We start from the raw sequence: 10815 nt of genomic DNA on the forward strand, positions 1-10815 counted from the left end.
AGGTGGGTGTACCAGGGGTCGGTCGCGTACTGCTTCTCGAACGTGGTCTCGATCGTCGCCGGGTCGGTGGACTCGGCGAGAACCTCCTCGAAGAAATCCACATACGACGGATGATGGAGCTGAGAGAACTCCGGCGTCACCGGATGGTAGAGGATCATCGCCCCGCCGCGGCGGACCAGGGGCCGCCCTCGGTACATGTTGAAGAAGTACCCGAGCCCGAGGCACATCGCGAGGATCGGGTTGAGCACCGAGTTCACGTTGTACGGCCCCAGGTAGGGCAGGCCCACGACCAGCACGTCGCTTTGCCCGTTCACCTCGACAAGCTGCTGGCGGTGCACGTTCGCGAGCGTCTTGGCGTGCACGGCCTCGGTCTCGCCCGCGTGCACGCCGGTCACCCCGTACCCAGCGACAAGATCCTGGAAGAGCTTGCGGCGAGGACGGACCGGCATGGCCGCGAGCCCCCTCGACATCCCGAACGCCATCGCCTGGTCACGGATGGACCACTCCCATTCCCGCTTCATCAGAAAGGCGTAGCGGGACGGGAAGGAGGCGTTGTTCACGGTCGTCTCCACCGTGAATATCTTCAGGTGATCGGCCAGCAGCCGGCCCATCCGCCACGCCGAGGAGTGCATGGCCGAACGGGTGTGGTCCATGAACGAACGCGAATGGATCATTGTATGACTGTTGTGATGGTGACGCAGGCTGTTGTAGGACGCGAGCCCGATCGGCACCGACTTGTGGCCACCGTCCATCGCCACCATGTTGACATTGACATAGACCAGCAGGTCCGATTCGGCGGCCCGTCGGTTGATTTCGACGTCCTCACCGTTCTCGGTCAGGCCGATATGCGCCAGATTGTCCCTGTCCTCCGCGTCATGGTTGTAGAGGCTGTCCGGCCAGAACGAGCGGAACACCCGTTCCCCGACAGTCCGCTCGATCTCGGCGGCGGTCATCCGGCGGTGCAGCGCGTTCGCCACGATAAGCACCACGTCGTCCACGCCGGCCTCGGCCGCGATCGTGAGCACCTGCTCGATCACCCGCTGGCGGATGTCGGGCCGGCGCATCGGCGGCAGCGGAATCGACAGGTCGTCGAAGGCGATCGTGAGGCGCATCCCCGGCCGCAGCAGCGCCCGCAACGGCTCGCTGTTCTCCGGCTCGGCCAGCGCCCGGCCGATCGCCGCGTCGACGTCAGCCAGCTCCGGCAGCGACTCCGGCGGGTAGACGACCCGCGTGCCGAGCGGGAAACGCTCCAGCCCGAACCCCTCACCCTGGTGTACGAGCAGCGGAGGAGTCCGCTCATCGACCTCGAGCACGAACCCCGGTCTCACCTGTGCGATCCCCTCACGCGCGAGTCCGGCTGAGCGGCGCTTCCGCCGCCAGCCGCCATCCAGTAAGCGTCCCAGTGAATGTTGTAGTCCTTACGAACAGATTGCACACTCGCCTCATCAGGGCGCCATCAGGTCGAAGGCGACTTTGACCGCGCCAAGCCGGCCCGCGCCGAGCGCGTGGTCCAACGCGTCCCGCCAACGGTCCAACGGGTAGGCCGCCGACACAACCCCGTCCAACGGGGCAGCTGCCGCAAGCTCCAGCGCCCGGACGAAGTCCGCCGGCGCCACCGCCGCGCCCGCCGCCCCGCCCTCGTCCAGCCCCCGACCGGCGCTGGACGCGTAGGTGCCCACCAGCTCCAGCTCACGGAACCACAGCGGCGTCAGATCGACCGGCCCGGTGGGAACACCGGACAGCACCACCCGCCCACCGGCGCGGGTGACGCGCAGCGCCGTCGACAGCGAGGATGCGCTGCCGGCGCAGTCGATCGCGATGTCCACGCCGCCGAGCAGATACGGCGGTCCGGCCTCCGGTTCCAGTTTGAGCGCACGGGTGGCACGGCGCACCCCGCCGACCGCGGACGCCGGTGAAATGATCTCGTCTGCCCCGAACAGCCGCGCGCGTTCCACCTGGTGACGGTGCTTGGCTACCACCGTCACCAGGCCGGCCTTGGTGTAGGCGCGCAGCGCCAGCAACGTGAACAGCCCGACCGAGCCGGCACCGATGATCAAAATCCGGTCGCCGTCCCCGGCCCGTGCCCGCAACGCGGTATGTACCGCGCACGCAAGCGGCTCCACCAGCACCGCCCGCTCGTCGGGCAGGTCCGCCGGCACGGGATACAACTGCGAGCGGTGGGCAACCAGGGACCGGCTCCACCCGCCACCGGTCCGCGCGCAGAACCCGGTCTGCAGACCGGGGGACAGGTGACCCACAGTGATATTGTCACAGCGGCTGGTGTGCCCGGCGGCACAACCAGCACATGCGGGCAGGCCCCGGGCGGCGCAACCGAGAACCGGATCGAGCACCACCCTGCTGCCGGCCGGCAGCTCAGTGCCATCGGTGAGGGTGACGCTGGTCTGGGTGTCGGCCACGATCTCATGCCCGGGGACGAAGGGCATGGACACCAGCGACGTGAAGTAGAGCGACAGCTGCCCGGTGACGGTGGCCAGGTCCGACCCGCAGATCCCCGACAGCCGCGGGCGGATCGGAACCCACCCCTCGCCCGGCACGGCCGGCGCCGGCCCGTCGGTCAGCCGCAGCGGCGCTGTCATCCCGGCCGCGGCGCCGGCCAAGGCCGGCAGCCGGCCCGACAGCGTCCGGGTGGCCAGGTAGCGGGGCATCGACCGGTACAGCTCCAGCGCGCGGCTCACCGATCGACACCCGGCCGTGATGTCCGGACGCGGCCGCCCGGAGACAGGGCTGCGGCCCCACCGCCGAAAAGATCCCGAGCCCGGGCGGCGGCATGGATCGTGCGTTCATGCCGGCTGCCGACCACGGCGCGTGGCTCACCACGGGTCGAGGCCCACTGCTCGATCGGCCAGCCGGAGCGGCGGGCCACCCGGTACAGCGGCAGGTCCGGGTTGACCGCGACCGGATTGCCGACCGCCCGCAACATCGGCAGATCCGACTGGCTGTCCGCGTATGCCCACGACGCCGCCAGATCCGCGCCCACCCGCTTGGCATAGTGATCCAGCCAGGCGGCGCGGGAGTCACCGACCAGCGGTGCCGATACCAGGCGCCCGGTGCAGCGCCCGTCCGCCCCGACCGCGAGCCGGGTGGCGACGACCTCGTCGAACAGCGGCGCCAGCGGACGGGTGAGAACCTCGACCGCCCCGGTGAGCAGGACGGTCCGGTGCCCGGCGTCGCGGTGCTCGCGGATCCGGCGGATCGCCCCCGCCTTCACCCGGCGCAGCAGGATGTCACCGGCTACCTCGTCGACGAGGCGGGCGAGCTCGCCGGGATCGGCACCGGCGTAGCGCGTGTACACCGCTCGGATGAGATGCCCCCGGTCGCGCCGCTCCGCCCGCACGTACCCGGGCAGCGCGCGGGCAAGCTGCGCGAGCTCACGCCCGCGCGCCGCGAACGTCTGGTCGGTCAGCCGCAGCCACAGGTAGGACTCAACCACGGTCGAGGACACCAGCGTCCCATCCAGGTCGAACACCGCGAGCGTGTCCGGACCGCCGGCGAGGGCGTGCGACGCCCGCCGGGGCGGCGCCGGGGGCTTGTCCGGGCCGCGGAAGGTCGAGGTGACGCTCGGAAAATGGATCTCCTGCAGGTAGGTACGCCAGTCATAGCAGGCCGGGTCGAACCCGAACCGCTCGGCGTCACCCGCATCGAGTGCCTGGTGGAGCCTGCGGGTCGCGTCATCAACGTAGACCAGCTCCGCCTTGGTGTAGGAACGGTAGAGGTCCTGGTAACGCCGCAGGAACGACAGCCGCTCATCGAACTGCTCCAGGTCACGGGCGGCCTGGCGGACCCGGTCGGAGCGTGGGGCGTACCCGAGCGCCCTTCCCGCGATCTCCGCGAAACGCTCGCCACGGCGCAGCTGGCCCTCGACCGTGGCGGCCCCGGCGAACCGCCAGTGCGCGGCCGCGACAGCGCCACGGCCGGGCTTGGACAGCGGATGGCGCTCGAAGTACTCCCGGACGTTCTCGTAAAGATCGCGAAACAGCAGCGGGTTACGAAAACCGGAACACACCGTGTAGTACGCCGGGGCCGATGCCGGCGGCGGGGCCGCGGCCGCGGCCAGGATCGCGTTGACCACCAGGTCGACAGGGATGATGTCGATGATCCCGTCCGGGGACGCGGGGAAGTCCGGCAGCTCCCCGCGGCCGTAGGCGAGGATCAGCGGCTCGGCCATCTTGAAGCCCTCGATCCAGCCCGGGAACGGGCGGGCCAACGCGCTTTCGATGATGGACGGCCGCATGATGGTCAACGGCAGACCATCACGTTCGGTCTCCAGGTAGCGCTCGGCAAGCGCTTTGGTGAACGTGTAGCAGTCCGTCCAGCCGAGCACACGGGCCCGTTCGCCGCCCGCGTCGACGAGCCGGCGCTCCACCCACCTGCGCCGACGCCGTTCAGCCTCTCGCGAGACCGTCTGCGCCCCAGCCCGGATGTGCTCGCCTTCAGCCTCGGCCCGGAACCCGCGCAGCGTCTCCGGGGCCCGGGACGCGTCCTCCGCCGCACGCCGTGCCCGCTGTGCGGCGGCCTGCTCGGCCCGCCAGTCGACGGTGTGCGCAAGGCGCCCCTCGGCCACGTGGCCCGACCGCAGGCCCGCCACGTACGCCGTGGAGATATGCACCACATGAGGGCGTGCGCCGCTGTCGCGGATGGCCCGCAGCAGCTCCTGGACACCCCCGAGATTGGTGGCGAAACCCGTGTCGATCGGCGGGTCGAACGACACCTCGCCGGCACAGTGGACGACAGTGTCCACATCCGCCGGAATGGCCGGAATCCGTTCGAGATCGCCTTCAAGGACCGTGACCCGCTCCCGCAGCACCTGTTCAACGCCGTCGGCGCCAAGGCGTTCGCGCCACGGCGCGAACGCCGGCTTGGCCACGAGACCGGCAAGACGGGCCTGCCCGCTCCTGCCCGCGCGGGGACGGATGAGCACGACCACCCCGGTGCCGGGCAGGTCGGAAAGCAGCCGTTCCAGCAGTGCCTCGCCCACGAAGCCGGTCGCCCCCGTGACGAGGACACGCTTGCCCGCGAGCCGCTCGGCCAGCCCCACGCCTCACCTCTCCCGTTCTTTCGTTCTTTCGTGATGGACACCGGTGGGCCACAGTAGGGGACAACGGTGTCCGGAACCGAAACCGCCTCCTGCCCACGTGGTTGCATCCAACCAGGGACCACCGATGGTTACAGTCCGTCTCCCTTGGTTTTCGCAACGGCTTCGTGCCACCGGCAGCCTGGGCCGTCCACATCGATCCAGATCCATCGGCGGACCGTGGCCGGACCAGGGCGGCATGCATCGATCACCGGTGATCTGCGTACGCTTCTGATCGTGCTGGAAGACCTTGACCGCGAGATCGTCCGCCTGCTGTGCCGGGACGGCAGGATGAGCTACACCGATCTCGGCCGAGCCACCGGCCTGTCCGTATCCGCGGTTCACCAGCGGGTCCGGCGCCTTGAACAGCGAGGCGTGATCACCTCCTACGCGGCTGTGATCGACGTCGCCCAGGTCGGGCTCCCGCTCACCGCCTTCGTGTCCATCAAACCGATCGACCCGAGCCAGCCCGACGACGCGCCGGACCGCCTGCGCGGCCTCGACGCGATCGAGGCCTGCCACAGCGTCGCCGGCGAGGAGAGCTACCTGCTCAAGGTCCGGGTCGCGGGTCCGAGCAACCTGGAAAGCCTGCTCCAGGAGATCCGCGCCGCGGCGAACGTCTCCACCCGCACCATGGTCGTCCTCTCCACTCCGTACGAGGCCCGGCCGCCCGCGCTGTAGCCGTAACCGCGCGGGCGGCCGCCAACCGATGCCAACCAGCGGCAACCAGCCGGCGGCACGACAGCGACCGACGGCAGCGCCACACGCCGCCAAGCGCCGCACCGCGGCCGCGGCAGGCAGACTGGCAGCTGTGACGGACATACCGCCGGGCCCGGGAGCCAGCCCGGGAGCCCGGGGCGCTCGCGTCCTCTACCGCGGCGGCCGTGTGCACAGCCCGGCCTCGCCGTTCGCGACCGCGATGCTGATCGACCACGACACGGTCGCCTGGGTCGGCTCGGCCGCGGCCAGCGACGCGATGAGTGCCGACGAGATCGTGGACCTCGACGACGCCCTGGTCACCCCCGCCTTCGTGGACGCCCACGTGCATGTGACCGCGACCGGGCTCGCGCTCGGTGGTCTCGACCTGGCGCCGGCACGCTCCCTGCTGGCCGCGCTGGACCAGCTCGCCGACCATGCCAGGCGCCACCCCGCGACCACGGTGCTCGGTACCGGCTGGGACGACACGGCCTGGCCGGAAGACCGGCCGCCCAGCATCGCCGAACTCGACCGGGCGGCCGGGGGAGCACCGGTCTACCTCGCCCGTGTCGACGGTCACTGCGCCGTCGTGTCCTCAGCGCTCGCGGACCGCAGCGGCGCCCGCGGCGCGGCGGGCTGGCTGGGCGACGGCCGTTGCCAGGGCGACGCCCACCACATCGCCCGCGCGGCCGCGTACGGCAGTGTTTCCGCTCATCAGCGGCGGGCCGCCCAGCGGCGCGTCCGCTCCCATGCCGCCGCCCTGGGTATCGCGGCGCTGCACGAGATGGCGGGGCCCGCGGTTTCCAGCGCCGACGACCTCAGCGATCTGCTCGCCCTCGCCGCCGCTGAGGCAGGCCCCGACGTCCACGGCTACTGGGCCGGGGACGTCGAGACCGCGCTGGCACTGGGCGCCGGGCTCGGCGGCGACCTGTTCGTCGACGGCTCACTGGGATCGCGCACCGCGGCGTTGCGGGTGCCGTACGCGGACGCACCCGATAATCATGGAATCGCGCGGCTGGACGCGGACGCGGTGTGCGAGCTGATCGTCCAGGCTGGCGAGGCGAGCCTGCAGGCAGGCTTCCACGCTATCGGCGACGCGGCCCTCGACATCGTCCTGGACGGCTGCGAGCGGGCAGCCGCAAAGATCGGCCTGCCCAGGATGCTGGCCGCGCGCCACCGCGTCGAACACTGCGAACTGGCCGATACCGCCCAGATCGCCCGGATGGCCCGCCTCGGCCTGCTGGCCTGCGTGCAGCCAGCGTTCGACGCCCGTTGGGGAGGCCCGGAGGGGATGTACGCCCGCCGGCTGGGAAGCGGCCGCGCGCAGGCGATGAACCCGTTGGCGGCCATGGCCGCCGCCGGTGTCGTCCTCGCGCTGTCCTCGGATGCGCCGGTGACCCCGATGGACCCATGGGGCGGTGTGCGTGCCGCGGTCACGCACCACACGCGGGCGTCGGCGCTCACCGCCCGGGCGGCGTTCTCGGCCGCGACGAGAGGCGGCTGGCGGGCAGCCCGCGCGGACGATGACGGCAGCGGGGTCCTCGTACCCGGCGCGCCAGCGACGTTCGCCGTCTGGCGGGTACCGGGGGAGCTGGTCGTCCAAGTGCCCGACGCCCGGGTCGCGGCATGGTCCACCGACCCACGAGCGGGCATAGCCGGGCTCCCCGACCTCGACGGCCCCGACCCGGCATGCGTCCGCACGGTCATCCGCGGCACAGTCATCCACGATCTGATGGCCCAGCCGCAATGACCCCGCAACGGGGGACCCCCGAGCAGTAGCGAGGACGTCCAAGGGCCCCGGACCGTCCTTCGAACCGATCCCCGGCCTGCCGGATGCGGGCAGGGGATCGTTGTCTAGGGGACGACCGGAACCCTTCGGACTGCCTTCGTGCGGCTCCCTCTCCGTCGGCGGTGACGAACCTCCTGTCCGGCCCCAGCGCCGACCGGGCCTGGCCTCGGGTAGCCGCGGATGCGCGAGCGCCCCACGGCCACCGGCCGGTCTGCCGACGGGGAAGGCGCTGACGCAGCCGCCTCACGAGTGGACGACATGGACCGTACCGGCCCTGGCTCCGCTTGTGTCAACAGGGCGTTCCAGCTGCGTCTATTTCCTGTTTCCCGGATCAAGGACACCGTCGCCGCGAACCAGCGGCGCACCGATCCCATGGAGCGGCCGGACCTGCCGTGACCTGGATGCACGACCCGCGCATCAGCGGATGAACATATCCACAACCAATTAACTACTGGACGCAACAAAAACATTTCCCCGCCGCCAGTCGCTCAGTATTCTCAATCATTCTCAATATTTCATCACGGCACTCCGTCATGACGCCCCATTGCGACGCCTTAGAGCGCCCCCTCGCCCGCCCTCGCCCAGGCGCGGCCGCCGCGCATGAAACACGAAGACACGCAGAGCATTCATTCGTGCGCAGCGCGTAGTAGTGTTCAGTCACTGTCCCAGCCGGACCCAAGCCGCGGGACAACGCTTTCCCGCGGATCGACGGATTCCACCAGCCCGAATCCTCGATCACCTCACGTAAGGACTCCTGGGAACAGCCATGACCATCACAGACATCGCCCCTGGCGCCCGCCCCGAGAAAAAACGCGATCACACCCCAAGGACACTGATGACCTGGCTGGCACTGTTGGCCGCGATAGCCTGCGACGTGGCCGCCACGTATGCCCTCGCGGCCTCCCACGGATTTCGCAACCCGCTGCCCACGATGCTCGCCGTGGTCGGATTCCTCCTGGCCACCTACCTCTTCGCGGTCGCCCTCACCGGGCTGAGCCCGAGCATCTCCTATGCCGCTTTCGGCGCGCTCGGCACCGCGGCGGTCGCTGTCATCGGCATCGTCATCGGCGCGGAGACCACGAACTGGATCAAAATCGGATCCCTCACCTTGATTATCATCGGCGTGGTGATGCTGCCTCTTGCCGACCGCCAGCACGGTGGCCGCCAGCACGGTGACCACCGGGAAGCCAGCCACGGCGAGACAGGCCTCGGGCGATCCGCGGGCGATCCGGTCCCGCACTCATAGGCAACGCCCATCCACAGTCATGCCCAGCTGACATGACTGTGGATGGGCAATCCGCCGACCCCGTCGATTCCCCGCGCGGCGGTGGCCGACACTGGGACTGTGACAACCCAGGACACGCTGACCGTGGGTCGCAGTGCCGGCGCATCGCAACCAGGCGATCCAGCCGATGCGGTCCGCCCTGGCGGGGATTCCCGGGCGGCCCGCCAGGCCGGCGCCCGGGCCCGTCGACTGACTCGGCCGTTGCTCGCCGTCACAGCCGGAATCGCGTTGTACCTGGCATTCCCTCCGGTGGGGATCTGGCCGTTGGCCCCGGTTTCGGTAGCCGTCATCACCCTGCTGGCGCGCGGCGTGCCACTGCGGCGCTCGGCCGGTCTGGGCATGCTGTTCAGCCTCGCCTTCATGCTGTCCATGCTGCGCTTTGTCATGTTCGTCGGCCTGGACGGCTGGATAGTCCTCTCGATCGGGGAAGCCGCCCTGCTCGCCCTGATAGCGCCCGCGACCACGCTGGTCATGCGGGTGCGTGGCTGGCCGTTGTGGGTCGCCGCGGTGTGGGTCGGCCAGGAGGCACTACGCGGACGCGTGCCGTTCGGCGGCTTCCCGTGGGGGAAGCTGGCCTTCACTCAGGCGGACACACCACTGACACCGCTGGCGGCACTGGGGGGCTCCCCGCTGGTGACCGCCGCTGTCGCGGGCTCCGGCGCGCTGCTCGCCGCCGCGGTCCTCGCACTGAGCCCGGTGGGCTCACCGGGCACGGGTACGCCCGCCGCCGGCCGCGGGCGTACCCGTCGGGCCGCGGCCCTGGCCTGGCCGCTGGGTGCCGCCGTGGCCATGACGGCGGCCGGTCTCGCCGTGCCGCTGCCGACCTCCGCGCAGGCCGGCAGCGCACAGGTGGCGGCGATCCAGGGCAACGTGCCACGGGCCGGTGGCCTGGAGGCGCTCGGGCGCATGTTCCAGGTGACCGCCAACCACATGACAGCGACCGAACGCCTCGGCACGGACGTTACCGCGGGACGCGTTCCGCATCCGGACCTCGTTCTGTGGCCGGAGAACTCCTCGGACGTCGACCCGTTCGTGGATCCCCGCGCCGCCGCCATGCTCGACCGCGCGGCGCGGGCAGTGGGCGCCCCCCTCCTCGTCGGCGCGGTACTTGACGGGCCGGGCACGGGGAAGGTGCGCAACGCGGGTCTGGGCTGGAGCGGCGATGGCTGGACCGGCCAGATCTACGTCAAGCAGCATCCGGTGCCGTTCGCGGAGTACCTGCCGGGCCGGGCCGTCCTGGAGAAGCTCGTCAAGCGGTTCGCCACCGAACTGCCGGATGACTTTGTGCACGGCAGCAACGTCGGGAGTCTCCACATCGGCACAGTCACGATCGGTGACGTCATCTGCTTCGAAGTAGCATATGACGGTCTTGTCCGCGATACCGTCAACGCGGGCGCGCAGCTGTTGGTGGTACAGACCAACAACGCCTCATTCGGGCGCAAAGGCGAAAGCGAGCAACAACTGGCAATGACCCGGATGCGAGCGGTAGAGCATGGACGAGCGGCGGTCCAGGTATCCACCAGCGGCCAGAGCGCGCTCATCGAGCCCGACGGCCGGGTCATCGCACAGTCCGGCCTGTACGAGACCGCCGTCCTGACCGCATCGCTCCCGCTACGCACCAGCCGAACGCTCGCGGACCGCGTCGGCGCGGCCCCGGAGATTCTACTAGTGATTCTTGGACTACTCGCTGTAACGTTCGGCCTGCGGGCAGGGAAGTCCTCCCGCGAGCGGGGCGGGGCAGGCCGCGAGACCGCCGGCGAGGCCGCCGGCGACACTGAAAGGAGACGCGTGGACGACGAGCGCGTTCTCGTGTGTGTTCCGACCTACAACGAGCGCGAGAACCTTCACAACACGGTCATCCGGCTGCGCGCGGCCAACCCGGACGTGGACCTGCTGGTCATCGACGACGCGAGCCCGGACGGCACCGGGGAGATCGCCGATGGGATCGCGGCG

General features: G+C 70.4%; 7 protein-coding genes. 4 read left to right on the plus strand and 3 right to left on the minus strand.

What is annotated here, in order from left to right; genetic code table 11:
- The 3 genes from MJ777_RS20355 to MJ777_RS20365 form a co-directional block, all read right to left on the minus strand.
- On the minus strand, positions 1–1313 hold a 1313-nt coding region (locus MJ777_RS20355), incomplete at its 3' end, for a lactate racemase domain-containing protein (RefSeq protein WP_370652790.1).
- Positions 1314–1445: 132 nt separating this feature from the next.
- Positions 1446–2696 carry a zinc-binding dehydrogenase gene (locus MJ777_RS20360; protein ID WP_239377474.1) on the minus strand — a complete coding sequence of 417 codons (1251 nt, stop codon included), beginning with the start codon at positions 2694–2696 and terminating at the stop codon, positions 1446–1448.
- Positions 2693–5056 carry an HAD-IB family hydrolase gene (locus tag MJ777_RS20365; RefSeq protein ID WP_239312998.1) on the minus strand — a complete coding sequence of 788 codons (2364 nt, stop codon included), beginning with the start codon at positions 5054–5056 and terminating at the stop codon, positions 2693–2695. The genes MJ777_RS20360 and MJ777_RS20365 overlap by 4 nt, the downstream gene beginning before the upstream one ends.
- 276 nt (positions 5057–5332) lie before the next feature.
- Between MJ777_RS20365 and MJ777_RS20370 the strand changes: the two genes are divergently transcribed.
- The 4 genes from MJ777_RS20370 to lnt all read left to right on the plus strand — a co-directional run.
- Positions 5333–5773 (plus strand): Lrp/AsnC family transcriptional regulator, encoded by a 441-nt coding sequence (locus tag MJ777_RS20370; RefSeq protein ID WP_239313004.1) that lies wholly within the window; start codon positions 5333–5335, stop codon positions 5771–5773.
- 238 nt (positions 5774–6011) lie between these two features.
- A complete protein-coding gene (locus MJ777_RS20375; RefSeq protein ID WP_239377476.1) occupies positions 6012–7538 on the plus strand; it encodes an amidohydrolase in 1527 nt (508 codons plus the stop codon).
- Positions 7539–8343: 805 nt separating this feature from the next.
- Positions 8344–8823, plus strand: a complete 480-nt coding sequence (locus tag MJ777_RS20380; protein WP_239310519.1) for a multidrug efflux SMR transporter — start codon at positions 8344–8346, stop codon at positions 8821–8823.
- Positions 8824–8865: 42 nt separating this feature from the next.
- A partial coding sequence (lnt, locus tag MJ777_RS20385; RefSeq protein WP_370652789.1) for an apolipoprotein N-acyltransferase occupies positions 8866–10815 on the plus strand: 1950 nt, incomplete at its 3' end.

The sequence above is a fragment of the Protofrankia sp. Cj5 genome (assembly GCF_917627405.1).
Lineage (GTDB): Bacteria > Actinomycetota > Actinomycetes > Frankiales > Frankiaceae > Protofrankia.

Excerpts from the sequence above, each read along its gene's own strand:
- MJ777_RS20375 (WP_239377476.1), top strand. The coding sequence starts at position 6,012 with ATGCTGATCGACCACGACACGGTCGCCTGGGTCGGCTCGGCCGCGGCC.
- MJ777_RS20380 (WP_239310519.1), top strand. The coding sequence starts at position 8,344 with ATGACCATCACAGACATCGCCCCTGGCGCCCGCCCCGAGAAAAAACGC.